This window comes from Billgrantia antri (assembly GCF_019430905.1).
Lineage (GTDB): Bacteria > Pseudomonadota > Gammaproteobacteria > Pseudomonadales > Halomonadaceae > Halomonas > Halomonas antri.
This window is the reverse complement of record NZ_JAHYCA010000005.1, coordinates 261,507-280,823: the sequence shown is the minus strand read 5'-3', so window position 1 is coordinate 280,823 and position 19,317 is coordinate 261,507. Positions and strand designations below refer to the sequence as shown.

Genomic DNA, 19,317 nt, shown 5'->3' with positions numbered 1-19,317 from the left:
CGTAACGGGCATGGAGACACTGATCTTCGACTGCGATGGCGTGCTGGTGGACAGCGAGATCGTCGCCGAGGCCACGCTGGTCCAGCAGCTCGGCGAGCTGCTGCCGGACATTCCCGAGGACGTCGCCGTGCGCCAGGCGCTGGGCATGACCACCGCGGCAATCCTCGCGCAGCTGGAGCGGCAGAGCGTTCATCGGCTGCCGGCGGATGCGCTGGAGCGCATCGACGGTGCCATTGAGGCGCGCCTGGCCGAAGAGCTGCGTGCCGTCGAGGGGGTGGCGGAAACGCTGGCGCGGATCGAGCTGCCGCTGGCCATCGTCTCCAACAGCCGTCGCCGGCGGGTGCTCGCCTCGCTGGCCGTCACCGGACTCGACGCCCGGCTGGGTGAGGTGCCGCTGTTCACCGCCGACGAGGTCGAGCGGCCCAAGCCGGCTCCCGACCTCTACCTGCTGGCGGCGCGTCGGATGGGCCGGGCGCCGGGCGACTGCTTGGTTGTCGAGGACAGCGTTTCCGGCGTCACCGCTGCCCACGCCGCCGGCATGACGGTGATCGGCTTCACCGGCGCCAGCCATATCGAGGCGGGGCACGCCGAGCGGTTGCATCAGGCCGGGGCGTGGCGGGTGCTGCCGGCCATGCACGGTCTGGAGGCCTTGATCCAGCAGTGGCGCGAGCAACGACGCACCGGAGCGAAGGCAGCCACCAGCGAAACCAACGAGGAAAATCCGAGATGAAACTGCAGGACAAGGTGGCGGTAATCACCGGCGGCGCGCGCGGCATCGGCCTGGCCATCGCCGAGCGCTATCTCGCCGAAGGCGCACGGGTCGCCGTGGCCGACATCGACGTGGCGGCAGTGGAGGAGGCCGTGGCCGGCCTGCGTCCGCTGGGCGCCGATCGCGTCATGGGCGTGCGCCTGGACGTCTGCGATGTCGACACCATCCAGGCGATGGTCCAGGCGGTCACCCAGCACCTCGGTGCCATCGACATCCTGGTCAACAACGCCGCGGTATTCGACATGGCCCCGGTGCTCGAGGTCAGTGAAGGCAGTTTCGACCGTCAGTTCGCCGTCAACACCAAGGGTCTGTTCTTCACCCTTCAGGCGGTGGCCCGGCACATGGTGGCGCGTGGCGAGGGCGGGGCGATCATCAACATGGCCTCCCAGGCTGGGCGGCGTGGCGAGGCACTGGTGAGTACCTACTGCGCCACCAAGGCCGCAGTGATCAGCCTGACCCAGTCCTGCGCGCTCGACCTGATTCGCTACGGCATCCGGGTCAACGGCATCGCCCCCGGGGTGGTCGACACGCCGATGTGGGATGAGGTGGATGCGCTGTTCGCCCGCTACGAGAACCGCCCGCTGGGCGAGAAGAAGCGTCTGGTCGGCGAGGCAGTGCCATACGGGCGCATGGGCAAGCCGGAGGATCACGCCGGCGCGGCGGTATTCCTCGCCTCGGACGATAGTGAGTACGTGGTCGCTCAAACCCTAAACGTCGATGGAGGCAACTGGATGAGCTAGGCGTATTCGAAAACTGGCTGCGTTTGCTCGCCGCCTTTCCGAACACGCCTGATGCCTGCGCTTTGAGTAGGAAAAGAACAATGAATCCAAACATTCACGATATGGCGGTGCGTTTACTGGAGGCCGCCGAGAACCGGCAGCGCTTCATCGTCGCCCTGGCCGGGCCGCCGGGGGCGGGCAAGTCGTTCCTCTCCGAGTGGCTGTGCCGCGAGCTCAACGAGCGGGTGCCCGGCATCGCCGCGGTGGTGCCGATGGACGGCTATCACCTCGACAACGCCATCCTCGAGCCGCTGGGACAGCTTTCGATCAAGGGCGCGCCGGAGACCTTCGATCCCGATGGCTTGAAGCATGACCTGGAGCGCATTCGTCGCGCCGACAGGAGCGTGGCGGTGCCGGTGTTCGACCGCCCGCTGGATCTGGCCCGGGCCGGTGGGCGCCTGATCACCCTCGGGCATCGCCTCGTCATCGTCGAGGGCAACTACCTGCTGCTCGACCGCGATCCGTGGCGCGAACTCCACCCGCTGTTCGACATGACCCTGCTGCTCGAGGTGGCCGACGAAGTACTCGAGGCACGCCTGATCCAGCGCTGGCTGGGCATGGGCCAGGAGCAGGAAGGCGCCGTCGACAAGGCGCGAAACAAGGACATGCTCAATGCCCGACTGATCAAGCGCGAGTCCATCGCCCCGGACCTCTACTGGCGCTGACCGCGACACGCACGGTTGGCCGATCATTCTTCTTCGTTCATTGCCGCTCGCGGCAAGGAGTGCCCTCATGCCTGCTCTCAGCAACGCCTCGCTCTCTAACCTCGATCCGCGTGTGGCCGTGCCGCGCTACGACCGCCGGGCGTTGAAGCCGGGAATCGTGCATATCGGCGTCGGCGGTTTTCATCGTGCTCACCAGGCCATGTACCTCGACGAGCTCATGCGCCGCGGTCAGGCGCTCGACTGGGGCATCGTCGGTGTCGGCGTGATGCCCGGCGACCGGCGCATGCGCGAGGTGCTCGCAGCGCAGGATCATCTCTATACCTTGGTGGTGAAGCATCCCGGCGGGGATCGCGAGCCGCGGGTGATTGGTGCCATGCTCGACTACCTGTTCGCCCCTGACGATCCCGAGGCGGTCATCGAGCGCATGGCCGATCCCGCCATCCGCATCGTCTCGCTGACCGTGACCGAAGGGGGCTACAACTTCCATCCCGTCAGCGGCGAGTTTGACCTCGACAACCGCGACGTCCAGCACGACCTGGCCAATCCCGCGGCACCGCGTAGCGCATTCGGCCTGGTGATCGAGGCCTTGGTGCGACGGCGCGAGCGCGGCCTGGCACCGTTCACGATCATGTCCTGCGACAACATTCAGGGTAACGGCGACGTGGCCAGGCGCATGTTCGCCGCCTTTGCCCGGGCCCGAGATCCGGCGCTGGGCGAGTGGCTGGAGGCCAAGGTGGCCTTCCCCAATGCCATGGTCGATCGCATCACGCCGGTCACCCAGCCGGCGGATATCGAGGAGCTGGCCAGCGAGTTCGGCATCGAGGATGCCTGGCCGGTGGTGTGCGAGCCCTTTACCCAGTGGGTGCTGGAGGATCATTTCACCTGCGGCCGACCGGCATTCGAGCAGGTCGGCGTGCAATTGGTCGAAGACGTGGTGCCCTATGAGCTAATGAAGCTGCGTCTGCTCAACGCCAGTCATCAGGCGCTGTGCTACTTCGGTTACCTGGCGGGCTATCGCTACGCCCACGAAGTGTGTCGCGATCCGCTGTTCGTCGACTTCCTGCTCGGCTACATGCGTCACGAGGGCAGTCCGACCCTGGCGCCGGTGCCCGGCGTGGATCTCGAGCAGTACCGCCAGACCCTGATCGAGCGCTTCGCCAACCCCGAGATCAAGGACACCCTGGCGCGACTGTGCGCCGAGAGTTCCGACCGCATTCCCAAGTGGCTGGTGCCGGTGATACGCGAGCAGCTCGAAGCGGGCGGCGAGATTCGCCGCAGCGCCGCGGTGGTGGCGAGCTGGGCGCGCTACGCCGAGGGCATCGACGAGCAGCGTGAGCCCATAGTCGTGGTCGACCGTCTCAAGGACGAGCTGATGGCGCTGGCCGCCGTGAATCGCAGCCGGCCTACCGCCTTCATCGACAACCGTGAGCTGTTCGGCGACCTGGTCGAGCACGAGCGCTTCCGCGACGCCTACCTGAGCACCTTGCGTAGCCTGCACGAATACGGTGCGCGCGCTACCCTTGAAGCTCTGACCAGGGAGCAAGGGCAAGGAGCGAAGTGATGTACATCGGGGTGGACTGCGGGACCCAGAGCACCAAAGTGGTGGTGGTCGACATCGACGGCGAGGCGATCCTCGCCGAGGCGAGTCGTCCGCACCGTCTGGTGGAGGGAGCGAACGGGCGTCGCGAGCAGCAGCCGGAGGAGTGGATCGAGGCCTTCCGTGGCGCCTTCGAAGAGGCCGTGAGCCGGGCCGGTATCGCACCCCGCACGGTGCGGGCCATCGGTGTGTCCGGCCAGCAGCACGGCATGGTGGCGCTGGATGCCGCTGGGCGCCCGGTGTATCCCGCCAAGCTGTGGTGCGACACCGAGACGGCGGCACACAACGCGGCCCTGGTCGATCGCCTGGGCGGCGCGTCGGGTTGTCTCGAGAAGCTCGGCCTGGTGCTGCAGACCGGCTACACCGCGTCCAAGCTCGCCTGGTTGCGCGATACCAACCCCGAGGCCTACCGCCGAATCGATACCGTGCTGCTGCCCCACGACTACCTCAACTACTGGCTCACCGGCGAGAGGGTGGCGGAGGCGGGCGATGCCTCCGGCACCGGCTACTTCGATACCCGCTCGCGGCAGTGGTGCCGTGACGTTTTCACCGAGATCGCTCCGGAGCTCGACCCCGCGCGCGTGCTGCCGCGTCTGATCGACTCCCGCGAACCCGCCGGCACACTGCGCCCGGCGGTGGCCCTCGAGCTGGGGCTGGGCGAGGGCGTGCTGGTCGCGAGCGGGGGAGGCGACAACATGCTCGGCGCCATCGGTACCGGCAACATTGCGCCCGGCATCGTCACCCTGAGCTTGGGTACCTCGGGCACCGTGTGTGCCTATTCGCCCGACCCGGTGCGCGCCGAGAGCGACATGGTCGCTAACTTCTGCGCCAGCCATGGAGGCTGGCTGCCGCTGATCTGCACCATGAACGTGACCTCGGCCAGCACCCTGGTACGCGAGCTGTTCGCTCTCGACCTGGCCGCCTTCGGCGAGCGCCTGGCCGCTGCGCCGATCGGTGCCGAGGGCGTGACGGTGCTGCCGTTCTTCAACGGCGAGCGGGTGCCGGCACTGCCGCACGCCACGGCCAGCTTCCTGGGGCTCGACAGCCGCAACCTGACCCAGGCCAACCTGTGCCGGGCGGTGGTGGAGAGCGCCACCTTCGGCCTGCGCTATGGCCTCGAACTGCTCGGACCGCTGGCCGCCGGGGCGAGCCAGATCCGCCTGATCGGCGGCGGCGCCAATAGCCCTTTATGGCGCCAGATGGTTGCCGACGTGACCGCGACCCAGGTGATCTGCCCCCAGGTAACCGACGCCGCCGCGCTGGGTGCGGCGCTGCAGGCGGCCTGGTGCGAGCGGCGTGACTTCTCGCTGGCAGCGCTGTGCGAACGCCTGGTGCACCTCGACGAAGCTTCGCTGGCCGAACCCAAGGCGACCAGCGTGCGGGCCTACGAGACGGTCTACGCCCGTTATTGCGAGGCGCTGTCGGCCCAGCACGGCCTTCCGGCCTGAGCCCCTTCATGCGCAACCACAGCCTACGGAGCATTCTCCATGACGACACGACTCGACGCCCTCAAGCGCCATTCACTGGTGGTCGCCGACACCGGTGACCTCGAGGCCATTCGGCGCTACCGGCCCCAGGATGCCACCACCAACCCCTCGCTGCTGCTCAAGGCTTTCGACCTGCCGGGCTATCAGGCGCTGATCGACGAGGAGCTTGCCGCGGTCAAGGCCGAAGCCGGCGACTTGTCGTCACGGGTCGAGCGCGCCGTGGGCCGCCTGGCCGTGGCCAAGGGTGCGGAGATTACCAAATTCGTCCCCGGCCGGGTCTCTACCGAGGTTGCTGCCAAGCTCTCCTTCGACAGCGAGGCGAGCGTGCGCAAGGCCCATGAGCTCATCGAACTGTACGAGCGGCGCGGCATCGGTCGCGAGCGTGTGCTGATCAAGCTGGCCTCGACCTGGGAGGGCATACGCGCCGCCGAGCGACTCGAGCGGGAGGGTATCAACTGCAACCTCACGCTGCTGTTCAGCGATGCCCAGGCCCAGGCCTGCTTCGATGCTGGTGTCTTCTTGATTTCGCCGTTCGTGGGCCGGGTCACCGACTGGTACAAGAAGGAGACCGGCAGGGAGTACGCTGCCGAAGAAGATCCGGGCGTGCTTTTCGTGCGCAGCGTGTGCGAGCGTGCCGGTCGTGGCGGCTATGACACCGTGGTGATGGGAGCGAGCTTTCGCACCAGCGGCCAGGTACTGGCGCTGGCCGGCTGCCATAGGCTGACTATCTCACCGACCCTACTCGAGGAATTGGCGAACGAGGAGGGCGACGTCGAGAAGCGGGTGGTGTTTCCGGCCCCCGGCGAGCGCCCTGTGCCGCTCACCGAGCCTGGGTTCCGCTGGCAGCACAACCAGGACGCCATGGCCAATGACAAGCTGGCCGAAGGCATCCGCCGCTTCGCCGAGGACCAGGAGCAGCTCGAGCGGCGCATTGCGGAGCGGCTGGGCTGATCACAACGCTTTCCCTTGTCCATGATCTAGATCAGGGTTTCGGCTTCCGGGCTGCAACCCTATCCGTTTGCGACACTATTCTTGGTTCCGGCGACGGCCCGAACCACTCTCTCGAAGAAGACTTAGGGGCATTGCAAGAATCTCATGGAGAGTAGTCACTTGTATTCGGTGTTTTTTGGTTTTTAACTCCGGGAATTGGCCTTATTTCAGGTTATTATTGCTTTTTTTTAGCTTGCTGCGTCGCATTGACCGCTTTTTTTCGGCTCGGTACATATTGGCCTGCCAACCACAACAACCGAGAGAGCCAAGATGTTTGCGACCCGCAAGTTCCTGCCACGCCTTAGCGCTCTGACTCTCGGGGCCTGCCTGGTAGGCAGCGCCCTGGCCGCCGAAGCCGCCACTCTGCGCCTGGCCACCGACTCCGGTACCCAGGGCTCGCCGGCCGGCGATACCCTCGACGAGTGGAGCCGACTGATCGAGGAGAAGTCGGGCGGAGAGCTCGAGGTCGAGGTCTATTACCAGAACGAGCTGGGCGGCCAGCAGGAGGTCTTCGACCTGCTGGTGGCCGGCGGCATCGACATGATGCTCAGTTGGCCGATGACCTCCTACGACAAGCGCATCGGGGTCATCTATACCCCCTACATGACGCTTTCCTGGGACGAGGCCATCGAGGCCTACGGCCCGGGTGGCTGGGTCAACGAGCTGCTCGGCGGCATCTTCGCCGACATCGGCCTGAAGTTCTTCGGTCCTTGGCCCGAGGGTTTCAACGGCGTGGCCTCCCGGGGCGAGTACGCGCTCAGCGTCGAGGAGGCCGATGGCCTGACGGTGCGCACCATGACCGTCTTCCCGGCTCCGCAGACCATGCAGGCGCTGGGCTACCAGACCGCCGCCATCGACTGGGGCGAGGTCTACACCGCCCTGCAGACCGGCGTGGTGGACGGCGAGGCGGGCAACGTCATCTACTGGCCCTACGAGTACTTCAACGACACCCTGGACTACTACGTCCACACCAAGCACTTCTTCATGACCGGCATCCTGACCATGAACATGGACTCCTACGAGCGCCTGAGCGAGGCGCACCAACAGGTGGTCAGCGAGGCGGCCCGCGAGGTCATGGAGCAGCAGTTCGTCGACGCCCGCGAGCGCGACGAGCACTACATCGCCAAGGCTCAGGAAGACGGCATGGAGTACTTCGCCCTGCCCGAGGAGACCCTCGAGGACTTCGCCCGCCGTGCCCGCGAGCAGGTCTGGCCGCTCATGGAGGAGGAGCTGGGTACCGAAATCATGGACACCATCCGCGCCAACGCCACCCCGCTGTGACGTTCTCCTGCTGAACCCTGACGCCGGCCCGTCTCCCGGGTCGGCGTCACCGTTGTGAGGGCCCTCTCATGCAACCCTTCTTCAAGGCCCTGGACGAGAAGGTCGGCTGGCTGCTCAACGCCGTCGCCTTCGTGACGAGCCTGCTCGTCGTCGGGCTGATGCTCTTCCTGATCCTGGCACGCTACGTCTTCGGCTGGTCGCTGGTCGGCACCCTGGAGCTGGTCATGCTCGCCGGCATGTGGCTCTACATGACCGGTGCGCTGATCGCCAGCCGGCGTGGCGAACACCTGGTGGTGGACTTTCTCGAACTGCAGCTGCGCGACGTGCGCCTCAAGGCACTGCATAAGACCCTGGTAGCGGTGATCGTGGCCATCATCAGCGCCTGCTTTGTCTACTGGGCCCAGCGCATGCTGGCCTGGGGCATCGAGCGGCCCCAGCACACCCCCGAGCTGTCGATCCCGCTGTGGGTCTCCCAGGCGGCCATCATGCTCGCCAGCGTCGGCTGCTTCTGCTACGCACTGCGCGATGTCTGGCAGGGGATCGCGGCACTGCGCGATGCCCGCCCGGGCTATGCGATGTCCGGGGAGGAGTCGTGATGGAAGGCTTGTTCGCGATCCTGCTGCTGCTGCTCCTGATGGGACTGGGCGTGCCCGTCGCCTGGTCCTTTGCCGGGGTGCTGGCCTACCTGGCCATGGCCTACGACGCCAACCTCGACACCCTGATGATGCAGGGCTTCCGCTCGGTGGATTCGGTGATCCTGATCGCCCTGCCGCTGTTCGTGCTGACGGGTTACCTGATGCAGAGCGGCGGCATCGCCAGCCGCCTGGTGACCTTCATCGAGACCTTGGTCGGCAAGCGCCGTGGGGGAATGGGTGCCTCCATGGTGCTGGCCTCCGGAGTGTTCGGGGCCATCGCCGGTACCGCCACTGCGGCGGTGGCCTCCATCGGCACCATCATGATCGGCCCGCTGGAGCAGCGCGGCTATCCTCGCGGCTACTCCTCGGCGCTGCTCGGCATCTCCTCGCTGCTGGGCATCCTGATTCCGCCTTCCATCACCATGATCCTCTTCGCGGTGGTGACGCGACAGTCGGTGGCGGCGCTGTTCGCGGCCACGGTGGGGCCGGCATTGCTGCTGATCGCCGGGCTCATACTAGCCAACCGCTTTGCTGCGGGACGGCTCTTCCAGGAGGTTGCCAGCGAGGGACTGGCCAACGGCCAGGCACCCTCCAAGGGGCGGGCCACCTGGCGGGCGTTGCCGGCGCTGAGCCTGCCGTTCATTATCCTGGGTGGCATCTACGGCGGCGTCTTCACGCCCACCGAGGCGGCGGCCGTGGCGGCCTTCGCGGCCATCGTCATCGGCTTTCTGGTCTACCGCGACCAGTCGCTCAAGCACTTCTCGCGCAGCGTGATTGCCGCCTCGGAGACCACCGGCTCGATCATCCTGATCCTGCTGTTCTCCTTCATGATCGGCCGCATCCTGGCCTTCGAGCGCGTGCCACAGGACCTCACCGAACTGATCACCACCCTGATCCAGAACCCCTTGCTGATCCTGATCGCGGTGAATGTCTTCCTGATTGTGGCCGGCGCCATCCTCGACGACGTCTCGGTGACGGTGGTCGTGGCTCCGCTGTTTTTGCCGCTGATGGTGGATACCGGCATTCATCCGGTGCACTTCGGCGCCATCGTCGCCTGCTCGGTGGTGATCGGTGCCAACAGCCCGCCGGTGGCGCCGATCCTCTACATGGCCTGTCGCATCGGTCGGGTATCGATCCACAAGACCTTCGCGCCGGCGCTGCAGCTGATCGCCTTCGTGGGTATCCCGGTGATGCTGATCACCACCTTCGTGCCCGAGCTGTCGCTGTTCCTGCCGCGTCTGCTGGGCTTCCTCTAGGTCGGTCGCCTGGCGAATGACGCCACGGGCCCAGGGTCCGTGGCGTCATCATTCATAGGTCGGCCAGGCGCCAGACGTCGTAGGCCGGCTCCTCGTAGGGATGGGCGCGCCTGAGGGCCGCCAGGGCGTCGTGGATCAGGGCGTCCTCGCACACCAGTTCCACCTTCACCTCCTCCACCTTTTCCAGGTCGCCGACCTCGCCGATATGCGGGTTGGCGCCGTCCAACGGGCGAAACTGGCCGGTGCCGCGGGTCTCGAAGCAGCACGCCTCATAGTCGCCGATGCGCCCGGCACCGCTGGCGAAGACGGCTTCCTTGACCGCTTCGGCATCTTCGAGCGGAACGTAGAAGGCAAGCTTGTACATCATTTTCTCCCTGTCACGATTCTCGCCTGGCCGGCATCGCCAGGCAGGGGGTGTTCACGATCTTGCATTCCCTTTTTGCCATAGCGGGAAAGTCGCGTCAGCCCGTCTCGAGGCAGCGGCCAGGCAGAAACTTGGCCCAAAAAATACTTGTTCAATATCTATACAAGTATTAATGTCTGTATAAGGTTTGGGTCGGACCGGGCTCGAGCCTCTATCGTTCACCTGCGAGGAATGCACCAATGAAGACGTTTCAACGAGTAGCCGTCAGTTGGGTGGGAGCAGGCATGTTGGGTGCCGTGTTGGCAGGCGCCGTACAGGCCGATCACCATGGTGATCAGAAGGACATCGTCGACACCGCCGTGGCGGCTGGTCAGTTCGAGACCCTGGCGGCTGCGCTGGAGGCGGCGGGCCTGGTGGAGACCCTCAAGGGCGAAGGGCCTTTCACGGTGTTTGCCCCCACCGATGAGGCCTTTGCCAACCTCCCCGAGGGTACCGTGGAGAGCCTGCTCGAGCCCGAGAACCGTGAGCAGCTCCAGGCCGTGCTGACCTACCACGTGGTGGCGGGCAAGGTCATGGCCGAGGATGCGATGGGACTGGATAGCGCCACGACCGTCCAGGGCCAGGACATCAGCATCACTACCATGGACGGTAGCGTGATGATCAATGATGCCAATGTGGTTCAGGCCGACATCGAGGCCAGCAACGGGGTGATTCACGTGATCGATAGCGTATTGCTACCCGAGTGATAGGCAGCATCGCTGTGTCCCTCTAGCCACCCCACGGGGTGGCTTTTTGATGTGGGCTTGGGCAACGCCCCAGGCCATGGCATGGTTTCCATGACGGTTGTCATCGGGTCCGAGCGGCCAAGGAGGAAACCATGGACCGAGCACTCTCCGCACTGCTGGAAGCTCAGGAACTCTCCCCCGTGGGCGGGCTGCACCCGCTGGGAGGCGGCGATATCGCTGCCGTCTACCGCCTGGAAACATCCCAGGGAACGGTGGCCGTCAAACGCGACGATGCGGAGCGCCTGGCAGGCGAAGCGGATGGTCTGCAGGCCCTGCGCGAGGCCGAAACTTCGCTACTGGTACCCGAGGTGCTGGCGCTGGGCGACGGTTGGCTGGTGATGCAGGCCTTCGACGAGGCTGGCTCCCGCTCGTCGTGTTCCGCAGAGGTGCTGGGGGAAGGCCTGCGCCAGCTGCATTCGCAAACCGCCGTCGAACATGGCTGGTCGCGGGACAACGCCTGCGGTCGCACGCCCCAGTCCAACGCGCCACTCGCCGATGGGCGTGCCTTTCAGCGCGAGCGCCGCCTGTTGCCATTGGCCAAGGCCTGCCACGAGCGCGGGCTGATGGATGCACGGCTGCGCAGCCGCATCGAGGTGCTGGCGGAAACCCTGGAGGACTGGCTGCCCGAGGCACCGGCGAGCCTGCTGCACGGAGACCTGTGGTCGGGCAACGTGCTGTACACCCCGCAGGGACCGGCAGTCATCGATCCGGCGGTGTATCGGCACTACCCGGACGTGGACCTGGCCATGCTGACGCTGTTTGGCTCTCCCGGCGAAGCGTTCTTCGAAGCCTACTGGGATGGCAATACCCCGCACGACTGGCCACGGCGCGAAGCGCTGTTCCAGCTCTACCCGCTGCTCAATCACCTCCTGTTGTTCGGGGGCGGTTATCGGAGTGGCGTCGAGCGGGCGCTTGCTCGTGTCGAAGGAGGATGATCCGGCCACGCCGGGTCATTCAAATGTTCGTTCACAAATTTGGCGCTTTTGCCGCCCAGCACATACACTCGGGTATGTTTATTCATTAGCTCGCTCAAGGAAGAGGAGTTTAGGCATGATCCGAAATATGGGCGGTCTCGTCGGCGTGTGCGCCATTCTCTGGCTGGCAACGCCGCCGGCCCTGTCAGCGCCGGGTACCATCACGTTGCAGATAGACAACGACGGCATGGTCAGCAGGGACGACGACAACTATACGGCCGGTGCGCAGCTCATGTGGACGCGACCGACTTCCCCCGAGCACTGGTCTCGGCATATCGCCGGGGGGCTTCCGGACGGCTGGCTGGATCAGGTCGATGCGTTGAGCTATCACCTGAGCTATCGCATGTATACGCCGGTAGAGGTAGCGCGGCGTGATCTCATCGAAGACGACCGCCCCTACGCCGGCCTGGTGCTGGGCGGCCTGACCCTATATGGCCGCGAGCCGCTACCTGGCGCCTGGCAGCGCGAAGAGGCGTTGCAGCTCGACCTCGGCGTGGTGGGGCCGATCGCGGCAGCCGACAGCGTCCAGCGCGAAGTGCATCGTTTTGTCGAAAGCCAACGGCCTCGCGGCTGGGCCCATCAGTTGGGCAACGAGCCCATCCTCAACGCCTCCTATCGTCGTCACTGGTGGCATCGTCAGGCGCTGGGGCAGTTGGAGATACAGCATGGTCCCGGGGTTTCGGCCTCCCTCGGCAACCTTCTCGTTCAGGCCGGGGCGGGGTACGGCCTGCGCCTCGGAGAAGGACTGGACAATGCCATGGGTTGGCCCTCCTTGGGTGTGGAGCAGGGTGGCTACCGGCAGGTTTCGAGGTCGCCCGGCAGTGGCTGGCACCTGTTCGCCGCGCTACAGGGGCGCTACGTGGCGCATAACCTGCTACTGGACGGCAATACCGTGCGCGACAGCCACTCGGTCGAGCGTCGCGAGTGGGTCGGCGATGCCGTGCTGGGGCTGGCGTTGACCTGGGAAAAGTGGGAAGTGAGCCTTGCGCACGTGTGGCGCAGCAAGGAGTTCGACGAGCAGCAGAACAGCACCGTGCACGGCGCGCTGTCGCTGAGCTACCGGCTGTGAGCCGAGTTCTTGCACGGGCGGGCCGCTCGCGACTGTCTCGGCCAGTCTCTGGCGCTGGCCTGCCTATACTGGAAAGCCTGGCCGTCAAAAGTATTCGATCATGACGATCAGCGGGGAGGGCAAGACGATGAACGACCTGTTTGCGCTTCGGCGAGTCGGCTGTGGCGCACTCGTGTTGATGGGGTGGCTTGCCGTGAATGTGCCGGCCTGGGCTGCGCCGGGGGAGTCTCGCCACATGCCGGCGTCTCCCGCCTGGCAGCCGGTCCTTCAACCCTTTGCCTGGCATCGTGAGCACTGGCGCCAGCGCAGGCAGCGTGATCCCTCGTTTCTCATCGAACTGCCCGGGGTGCTGTTCGAACCGTACTACGACTGGGGCCATGCGTCATCGCCGGCGGCGCCGCCACGGCCGTCACCGCCGGTTCCGCGGGAGCGCGGCAATATGTGGCGCGATGACGTAGTGGGCTCTGGCAGCGGCGATCGGATCGAGGTCCATCCCGAGGGACGTATCCTGCGCAGCCGGCCGCGTGGCGACTGAGCTTTCCTTCATTCGATTTACATCCATACATGCATGAATGTAAAATTCGTCGATCTTTGATGCATCAACGGAAACGACGCACATCATGAAAAGCACATCTCGTCTCGGCCGGGCCGCCCTGGTGGCGTTGGCCGCCGGTCTGTTGCTGGCCGCCTGTGGCCAGGAGGAGAACACGCAAGCGCAGCAGCAGGCTGCCCCGGAGCGTCAACCGCACCCCATCGAGGTCGTGGCGATCGAGCGCCAGGACATCGCGCTGGAGAAATCCTACCCGTCGCTGCTGCGTAGCGACGACGAGGTCACCCTCGTGGCCCGTATCACGGGAACCCTGGAGGAGCGCCATTTCGAGCCCGGCGAACAGGTCGAACGAGGTCAGCGTCTCTTCTCCATCGAGCCGGATGTCTATCAGGCGGCGGTCAATCAGAACGAGGCCAATCTGCAGAGCGCCCAGGCCGAACTGTCCCGCGCCCAGCGCGATGCCCAGCGCTTCGAACGCCTGCTGAACCAGAACTCGGTGAGCCAGCAGCAGGTCGACCAGGCGCGCGCGGAGCTGGGTGTGGCACGCGCCGCCGTGGCCCAGGCCGAGGCGGCGCTGGCGAGTTCCCGGATCGACCTCGAGTACGCCGAGGTCACCGCGCCGGTATCGGGCGCGATCGGCCTGGCCCAGATCAACGTCGGCAACCTGGTCAGCCCAGGCTCGGTACTGGCCACCATCACGCCGCTGGATCCGTTGGAGGTGCGCTTCCAGTTGCCACAGCGTGACGCCCTCGAACTGCGTCAGCAGCTGAGGAGCCGGTCGGGCGAATCGATTCGCGCCACGCTGAGCGTTCCCGGCGGCAGTGGTGCGGCCGCCCGGAGCCTGGAGGGCCAGCTCGATTTCCTTGGCTCGCGAGTGGACGAGCGCACCAGCACGGTGCAGGCCAGTGCCACGTTTCCCAACCCCGACTCCCAGGTGCTGCCCGGCCAGTTCGCACGCGTCAGCCTCGAGGGGCTCAAGCGTTTCGATGTGCTGGCGGTACCCGAGATTGCCGTGTCTCAGGGCCTGATGGGGCCGCAGGTATTCGTGCTCGACGAAGACGACACGGCGCGTGCCCGAACCGTGGAGCTGGGCGAAGTGGCCGGGCCGTGGCAGATCATCCGTGGCGGCCTAGAGCCCGGTGAGCGGGTAGTGGTGGGTGATCCGGCCGGCATCGAACCCGGCACGCCCATCGACCCACGGCCCTTCGAAGGCAACGCCCAGGCACTGGTCGAGGAAGTCGAGCAGGCCGAGGACGAGGCAGAGCGGGAGGCCGCCGAGGCCATGCCGGAAGGGGGCGCCGCCGAGGCCATGCCGGAGGGGGAAGCCGCTGAAGGCGGCGAGGACGACGCATGAATTTCTCCAACTTCTTCATCAAGCGGCCGATCTTCGCCACGGTGCTGGCGATCATCCTCACCGTGATGGGGGTGGTCAGCATGCGGGTACTGCCCATCGAGCAGTATCCCAGCGTGGTGCCGCCCACGGTGTCGGTGCAGGCGCAGTTTCCCGGGGCCGATGCCGAGACGGTCGCCCAGACGGTGGCGGCCCCGCTGGCCGAGGCGATCAACGGCGTCGAGGACATGCTCTACATGACCTCGACCAGCGCCGACAACGGCTCCATGAGTCTGAACGTGGCGTTCGACATCGGCACCGACGGCGATATCAACACCATCAACGTCAACAACCGGGTGCAGGGTGCGCTGTCGCGTCTGCCCGAGGCGGTGCAGGCCCAGGGCGTCACGGTGGAGCTGCGCAGCAGCTCGATCCTGATGCTGGTGGCGCTGATTTCGCCGCAGGGCGACTACAACAACGTGTTCATGCAGAACTATGCCACGCTGAACATCCTCGACGAGCTGCGCCAAGTACCAGGCGTGGGCGAGGCCTCGGTGCTGGGCGGCGGCGAGTTCGCCATGCGCGTGTGGATGGACCCCGACAAGCTGGCCCAGTACGACTTGACCCCCACCGAAGTGGCACGGGCCATTCGCGCCCAGAATACCGAGGTGCCGGCAGGCAATCTGGCGGCCACGCCGCAGCGCGACCCGCGTGCCTTCACCTACACCATTACCGCCGGCGGGCGACTCAACGACGTCGAAGACTTCCGCGACATCTTCCTGCGCACCAACCCCGACGGCTCGGCGTTGCGCCTGGACGACGTGGCGCGCATCGAACTGGGGGCCTCCTACTACGGCGTGCAGGCGCGGCTGAACGGCGCCACCATGACGCCGATCATCATCAACCAGCAGCCGGGCGCCAATGCGCTGGAGACGGCGCGGGCGGTGCAGGCCACCATGGCCGACCTGGAGACGCGTTTCCCTCCCGGGCTTGAATACGTGGTGCCCTACGACACCACGCTGTTCATCGGCGCCTCGGTGGATACCGTGACCCACGTCTTCATCGAGGCCTTCCTGATCGTCGGTGTGATCCTGTTCATCTTCCTGCAGAACTGGCGCTTCACGGTGATCGCCATGTCGGTGGTGCCGGTCTCGGTGCTGGCCACCTTCGCCGGCTTCTACCTGTTCGGCTTCTCGATCAACCTGTTGACGCTGTTCGCCCTGGTGCTCTCCATCGGCATCGTGGTCGACGATGCCATCCTGGTGGTGGAGAACGTCGAGCGCGTGCTCAGCGAGGACGACGAGATCACCGTGACCCAGGCCACCATCCGTGCCATGCGGGAGGTGGGCGGCCCGGTCATCGCCACGTCGCTGATCATGGCGGCGGTGTTCGTGCCGGTGGCCTTCCTGGGGGGCTTCACCGGTCAGATCTACCAGCAGTTCGCCATCACGGTCGCCGTCTCGGTCGCCTTCTCGGCGCTGATGGCGTTGACCTTCACCCCGGCACTCTCGGCCATCTTCATCAAGCACAAGCCCAAGGGAGTGGGGCAGTCCAAGCTGATGCGGGCGCTCAACACGCCGCTGCGGCTGTTCGATCGCCTGTTTGCCGGCGTTACCGCCGCCTACATGTGGCTGGTCAAGCTGCTGGTGCGCTTCTGGGGGCTGGCGCTGCTGCTTACCGGGCTGGTCATCGGCGCTTCCTGGTGGCTCTACCAGGTTGCACCGGCGACCCTGGTCCCCGAGACCGACCAGGGCATCGTGCTGGCCAGCGTCCAGCTGCCCGACTCCGCCTCCCTGGCGCGTACCCAGAGTTACATGGACGAGCTCAGCTCACGCATCCAGGAGGTGCCCGGGGTGCAGTATTCCACCGCCGTGGCCGGCTACGACATCCTCTCGAGCTCGGTCAACACCGCGCGGGGGATCATGTTCATCAACATGGAGCCGTGGGACGAACGTGAACTGACCGCGACCGAACTGGTGGGACGGGTGATGCAGCTGGGCGCCCAGATTCCCGGCGGCTCGGCCATGGCGTTCAACGTGCCGCCGATCATGGGGCTCTCCACCACGGGGGGCTTCGAAGGCTACCTGCAGTCCTTCGAGGGAGCCTCGCCGCAGGAGCTGTTCCAGGCCTCGGTAAAGGTGATGCAGGCAGCCAATCAGCACCCGGCCCTACAGCGGGTATTCACTACTTTCAACGTCAACGTGCCGGGCTATCGCGCCGAGATCGACCAGCAGAAGGCGCTGAGCTACGGCGTGGCACTGGAAGACCTGAACGCCACCCTGTCGAATACCTTCGGCAACGGCTTCGTCAATTTCTTCAGCTATCAGAATCGCAACTTCCAGGTCTACCTGCAGAACGAGGACGAGTTCCGCAGGACGCCTGATGACGTCAGCAGCGTCTACGTACGTGGCGGCGATGGCGAGCGGATTCCGCTTTCGGAATTCGTCACCCTGGAGCGCCAGGCCAAGCCGGCGGTGGTGTCGCGCTTCGGCGTCTACCTGGGGGCGCAGTTCCAGGGCGGCCCCGCGCCGGGCTACAGCTCCGGTCAGGCGATCGCCGCCATGGAGGAGATCGTCGAGGAGACCCTCGGCGGCGGCTGGGGCATGGGCTGGACCGGCACCGCCTACCAGGAGAGCCAACTGGGCAATACCGCGACGCTGGCCATCGTCTTCGGCATTCTGATGGTGTTCCTGATCCTGGCGGCGCAGTACGAGAGCTGGTCGCTGCCGCTGGCGGTGCTCACTGCGACGCCCTTTGCCTTCCTTGGCGGCATCGGCGGCATCGTGCTGCGCGGGCTCGATACCAGCGTCTACGTGGAGATCGGCATGCTGGTGGTGGTGGGGCTGGCGGCCAAGAATGCCATCCTGATCGTCGAATTCGCCGAACTGCAGCGCAAGGAGCAGGGCAAGTCGATCCGCGAGGCGGCCATCACCGCGGCGGAGCTGCGCTTCCGGCCGATCGTGATGACCTCGCTGGCGTTCATCTTCGGCACCCTGCCGCTGGCACTTGCCAGCGGGGCGAGCGACGTCAGTAGCCACCATATCGGTACCACCGTGGCGGTGGGCATGGCCTCGGTGGCGGTGCTCGGCAGCCTGTTCGTACCGAGTTTCTACGCCGTGATCGCGCGTGTCTCCGACTGGCTTCGCTACCAACTGAGAGGTCGGCACGAGGCCGCGAACGAGCACACCTGAGCGACAGGCAATTGCACTGCGCGGCCACAGGGCGCCACCGGTAAGGTGGCGCCCTTTTTCATGGTCTGGAGCGAGCCCTGCCCAAAGCGGCTTGGGCTAGGCTGAAGGTGAGTCGAGCGCTAACCGCAAGGAGGCCGCCATGGAAGCCGTACGTCAGATTGCCCTGAGTTTTCCCGTCGTCGTCTTCACTGTCCTGCTGCCGTTGGTGTTGCTCTACTGGCTGCTGGTGCTGCTGCGCCTGGCGCCGCTGGCGCTGTTCGCCCGCGACAGCCTGAAGGGGGACCATCTGGCCAGCACCATGGTTGCCCTGGGCTTCGCCGGCGTGCCGGTCTCCTTTGCGCTGAGTGTGCTGCTGGCGCTGGCTGGCGCCGTGACCCTGGCGATAGAGCTGCTGGTGCTGCGCTGGCTGCCGCTGGGGCTGTTTCGTATCCCCGTGGGCGTGGTGGTGCTATGGGCGGCCTTCGTTCTCGCCTCGCCGCTGGCGGCAAGCTTGTGTCATGCACTGCAGCGCCGCTTCCACCGGTTGGCACAGTCACAGCCGTGCTGCCTGCTGGGGGAAGTCGTACAGGTGCGCGCCGCACCCGATGCGCAGGGCTGGGCCACGGCCACGCTGGTCGACGACCCCGAGTGTGAGGTGCGCCTTCACGCCAAGCCCGGTGACTTGCCCCATCCGGGGGAGCGCCGGGTCCTGGTCAAGTTCGTGGCGAAGGAGGGCGCCTACCGCAGCGTGGCGGAGAGCCGCTACTGCGAGGCGCGCGTGCACCTGAGCCGGCTGCGGCTCGCGCATGTTCGTGGCGGGGCGAGTCATGGAGGCGCCGAGGCACCGCTGTAACGCTCAGTGCTTGGCGCGCAGCAGTTCCAGTTGGGTTTCGACGAGCAGCGTGCCGCGCTCGCGCAGCGAGAATTGCTCGTAGTTGCGCAGCCAGTCGTGAAACAGGCCGCCGAGAATGGCCTGCAGCAACCTGGCGGCCACTTCCGGGGAAAGGTCCTGGCGAAGATGGCCCATCCGGGCGGCGCTGGTGAAGTAGCCGAGCAGGGCGCCACAAGCCTCCTCGGCCATCTCGTTCTGCATCGCCAAGGGGTCGATCTCGGCGAAGGTTTCGCAATGATGAATCAGGATGGCGTGCACGCGTCGATAGCGCGGCTGCTCGAGGCGTGCGAAGCCGCTCTGGCAGGCGCGACGAATGGCTTCCAGCGGCTTGTTGGCGAGTTCCGGATCGCCGATCTCCTCGACCAACTCCTCGAACGGCATGCGCACCCGTTGCAGCATGGCCTGGAACAGGTCGGCCTTGTCCTTGAAGTGCCAGTAGACGGCACCACGGGTCATGCCGGCCTCGCGAGCAATCTGCTCCAGTGAGGTGCGGGCCACACCTCGTTCGAGGAAGACAGCCTCGGCGGCATCGAGCAGGGCTTCGCGTGTGGCGGCGGCTTCTGCTTTGGTACGTCGGGCCATGTGGGGCGGTTCTCCTCGACACTGTCATGTTTTCGACATTCTAACTCAGGGATGACACGCTTACATTCGTATATGTATGTCATGCTTCGCGCATGATGCCATCTCAGCCTATCCCTCGTATTCCACGCAGCGGCAAGGTATA

At 65.9% G+C, this 19,317-nt stretch carries 18 protein-coding genes; 16 read left to right on the top strand and 2 right to left on the bottom strand.

Annotated elements, in window-relative coordinates; all coding sequences use genetic code 11:
- Window positions 1-10 precede the first annotated feature (10 nt).
- The 9 genes from KPL81_RS14885 (at window position 11) to KPL81_RS14845 (ending at window position 9,459) form a co-directional block, all read left to right on the top strand.
- Window positions 11-730: an HAD family hydrolase gene (locus tag KPL81_RS14885; protein WP_219792842.1), complete on the top strand. Its 720-nt coding sequence runs from the start codon at window positions 11-13 to the stop codon at window positions 728-730.
- On the top strand, window positions 727-1,509 hold the full coding sequence (locus KPL81_RS14880; RefSeq protein ID WP_209477320.1) for an L-iditol 2-dehydrogenase: 783 nt from the start codon (window positions 727-729) through the stop codon (window positions 1,507-1,509). Before KPL81_RS14885 ends, KPL81_RS14880 begins: the two co-directional genes overlap by 4 nt.
- Before the next feature lie 80 nt (window positions 1,510-1,589).
- Window positions 1,590-2,213: a nucleoside triphosphate hydrolase gene (locus KPL81_RS14875; protein WP_219792841.1), complete on the top strand. Its 624-nt coding sequence runs from the start codon at window positions 1,590-1,592 to the stop codon at window positions 2,211-2,213.
- 67 nt (window positions 2,214-2,280) lie between these two features.
- Window positions 2,281-3,774: a mannitol dehydrogenase family protein gene (locus KPL81_RS14870; RefSeq protein WP_219792840.1), complete on the top strand. Its 1,494-nt coding sequence runs from the start codon at window positions 2,281-2,283 to the stop codon at window positions 3,772-3,774.
- Window positions 3,774-5,258, top strand: coding sequence for a xylulokinase (xylB, locus tag KPL81_RS14865; protein WP_219792839.1), 1,485 nt, complete (start codon window positions 3,774-3,776; stop codon window positions 5,256-5,258). Before KPL81_RS14870 ends, xylB begins: the two co-directional genes overlap by 1 nt.
- A gap of 39 nt (window positions 5,259-5,297) precedes the next feature.
- Entirely contained in the window at window positions 5,298-6,248 is a 951-nt protein-coding gene (gene tal / locus KPL81_RS14860) for a transaldolase (RefSeq protein ID WP_219792838.1), read from the top strand.
- Between the two features lie 309 nt (window positions 6,249-6,557).
- Window positions 6,558-7,568 (top strand): TRAP transporter substrate-binding protein DctP, encoded by a 1,011-nt coding sequence (gene dctP, locus KPL81_RS14855; protein ID WP_219792837.1) that lies wholly within the window; start codon window positions 6,558-6,560, stop codon window positions 7,566-7,568.
- A 68-nt stretch (window positions 7,569-7,636) separates the two neighbouring features.
- Window positions 7,637-8,164 carry a TRAP transporter small permease gene (locus KPL81_RS14850; RefSeq protein WP_219792836.1) on the top strand — a complete coding sequence of 176 codons (528 nt, stop codon included), beginning with the start codon at window positions 7,637-7,639 and terminating at the stop codon, window positions 8,162-8,164.
- Complete coding sequence (locus tag KPL81_RS14845; RefSeq protein WP_209477340.1) at window positions 8,164-9,459, top strand: TRAP transporter large permease; 1,296 nt, start codon at window positions 8,164-8,166, stop codon at window positions 9,457-9,459. Before KPL81_RS14850 ends, KPL81_RS14845 begins: the two co-directional genes overlap by 1 nt.
- A 52-nt stretch (window positions 9,460-9,511) precedes the next feature.
- On the opposite strand, the gene KPL81_RS14840 is transcribed toward KPL81_RS14845, so the two are convergent.
- The gene (locus KPL81_RS14840) at window positions 9,512-9,823 is read right to left on the bottom strand and encodes a YqfO family protein (RefSeq protein ID WP_209477342.1); all 312 of its coding nucleotides are present in this window, start codon (window positions 9,821-9,823) and stop codon (window positions 9,512-9,514) included.
- Window positions 9,824-10,062: 239 nt separating this feature from the next.
- On the opposite strand from KPL81_RS14840, the gene KPL81_RS14835 reads away from it, so the two are divergent.
- From KPL81_RS14835 to KPL81_RS14805, 7 genes are all read left to right on the top strand, one after another.
- On the top strand, window positions 10,063-10,569 hold the full coding sequence (locus tag KPL81_RS14835) for a fasciclin domain-containing protein (protein ID WP_209477344.1): 507 nt from the start codon (window positions 10,063-10,065) through the stop codon (window positions 10,567-10,569).
- Window positions 10,570-10,700: 131 nt separating this feature from the next.
- A complete protein-coding gene (locus KPL81_RS14830; RefSeq protein WP_219792835.1) occupies window positions 10,701-11,543 on the top strand; it encodes a fructosamine kinase family protein in 843 nt (280 codons plus the stop codon).
- Window positions 11,544-11,658: 115 nt separating this feature from the next.
- A complete protein-coding gene (locus KPL81_RS14825; RefSeq protein WP_219792834.1) occupies window positions 11,659-12,651 on the top strand; it encodes a lipid A deacylase LpxR family protein in 993 nt (330 codons plus the stop codon).
- 127 nt (window positions 12,652-12,778) lie between these two features.
- Window positions 12,779-13,186 (top strand): hypothetical protein, encoded by a 408-nt coding sequence (locus KPL81_RS14820; RefSeq protein WP_219792833.1) that lies wholly within the window; start codon window positions 12,779-12,781, stop codon window positions 13,184-13,186.
- Between the two features lie 85 nt (window positions 13,187-13,271).
- Window positions 13,272-14,555, top strand: coding sequence for an efflux RND transporter periplasmic adaptor subunit (locus KPL81_RS14815; RefSeq protein WP_219792832.1), 1,284 nt, complete (start codon window positions 13,272-13,274; stop codon window positions 14,553-14,555).
- Window positions 14,552-17,722 (top strand): efflux RND transporter permease subunit, encoded by a 3,171-nt coding sequence (locus KPL81_RS14810; RefSeq protein ID WP_219792831.1) that lies wholly within the window; start codon window positions 14,552-14,554, stop codon window positions 17,720-17,722. The genes KPL81_RS14815 and KPL81_RS14810 overlap by 4 nt, the downstream gene beginning before the upstream one ends.
- A gap of 139 nt (window positions 17,723-17,861) precedes the next feature.
- Window positions 17,862-18,554, top strand: a complete 693-nt coding sequence (locus tag KPL81_RS14805; RefSeq protein ID WP_219792830.1) for a hypothetical protein — start codon at window positions 17,862-17,864, stop codon at window positions 18,552-18,554.
- 3 nt (window positions 18,555-18,557) lie between these two features.
- Here KPL81_RS14805 and KPL81_RS14800 read toward each other — a convergent pair whose 3' ends face one another.
- Window positions 18,558-19,175, bottom strand: a complete 618-nt coding sequence (locus tag KPL81_RS14800) for a TetR family transcriptional regulator (RefSeq protein ID WP_209477357.1) — start codon at window positions 19,173-19,175, stop codon at window positions 18,558-18,560.
- Between the last annotated feature and the right edge of the window lie 142 nt (window positions 19,176-19,317).

Bases quoted from the DNA above. Each gene is read 5' to 3' on its own strand.
- KPL81_RS14885 (WP_219792842.1), top strand. From the start codon at position 11: ATGGAGACACTGATCTTCGACTGCGATGGCGTGCTGGTGGACAGCGAG.
- KPL81_RS14880 (WP_209477320.1), top strand. From the start codon at position 727: ATGAAACTGCAGGACAAGGTGGCGGTAATCACCGGCGGCGCGCGCGGC.
- KPL81_RS14875 (WP_219792841.1), top strand. From the start codon at position 1,590: ATGAATCCAAACATTCACGATATGGCGGTGCGTTTACTGGAGGCCGCC.
- KPL81_RS14870 (WP_219792840.1), top strand. From the start codon at position 2,281: ATGCCTGCTCTCAGCAACGCCTCGCTCTCTAACCTCGATCCGCGTGTG.
- xylB (WP_219792839.1), top strand. From the start codon at position 3,774: ATGTACATCGGGGTGGACTGCGGGACCCAGAGCACCAAAGTGGTGGTG.
- tal (WP_219792838.1), top strand. From the start codon at position 5,298: ATGACGACACGACTCGACGCCCTCAAGCGCCATTCACTGGTGGTCGCC.
- dctP (WP_219792837.1), top strand. From the start codon at position 6,558: ATGTTTGCGACCCGCAAGTTCCTGCCACGCCTTAGCGCTCTGACTCTC.
- KPL81_RS14850 (WP_219792836.1), top strand. From the start codon at position 7,637: ATGCAACCCTTCTTCAAGGCCCTGGACGAGAAGGTCGGCTGGCTGCTC.
- KPL81_RS14845 (WP_209477340.1), top strand. From the start codon at position 8,164: ATGGAAGGCTTGTTCGCGATCCTGCTGCTGCTGCTCCTGATGGGACTG.
- KPL81_RS14840 (WP_209477342.1), bottom strand. From the start codon at position 9,823: ATGTACAAGCTTGCCTTCTACGTTCCGCTCGAAGATGCCGAAGCGGTC.
- KPL81_RS14835 (WP_209477344.1), top strand. From the start codon at position 10,063: ATGAAGACGTTTCAACGAGTAGCCGTCAGTTGGGTGGGAGCAGGCATG.
- KPL81_RS14830 (WP_219792835.1), top strand. From the start codon at position 10,701: ATGGACCGAGCACTCTCCGCACTGCTGGAAGCTCAGGAACTCTCCCCC.
- KPL81_RS14825 (WP_219792834.1), top strand. From the start codon at position 11,659: ATGATCCGAAATATGGGCGGTCTCGTCGGCGTGTGCGCCATTCTCTGG.
- KPL81_RS14820 (WP_219792833.1), top strand. From the start codon at position 12,779: ATGAACGACCTGTTTGCGCTTCGGCGAGTCGGCTGTGGCGCACTCGTG.
- KPL81_RS14815 (WP_219792832.1), top strand. From the start codon at position 13,272: ATGAAAAGCACATCTCGTCTCGGCCGGGCCGCCCTGGTGGCGTTGGCC.
- KPL81_RS14810 (WP_219792831.1), top strand. From the start codon at position 14,552: ATGAATTTCTCCAACTTCTTCATCAAGCGGCCGATCTTCGCCACGGTG.
- KPL81_RS14805 (WP_219792830.1), top strand. From the start codon at position 17,862: ATGGAAGCCGTACGTCAGATTGCCCTGAGTTTTCCCGTCGTCGTCTTC.
- KPL81_RS14800 (WP_209477357.1), bottom strand. From the start codon at position 19,175: ATGGCCCGACGTACCAAAGCAGAAGCCGCCGCCACACGCGAAGCCCTG.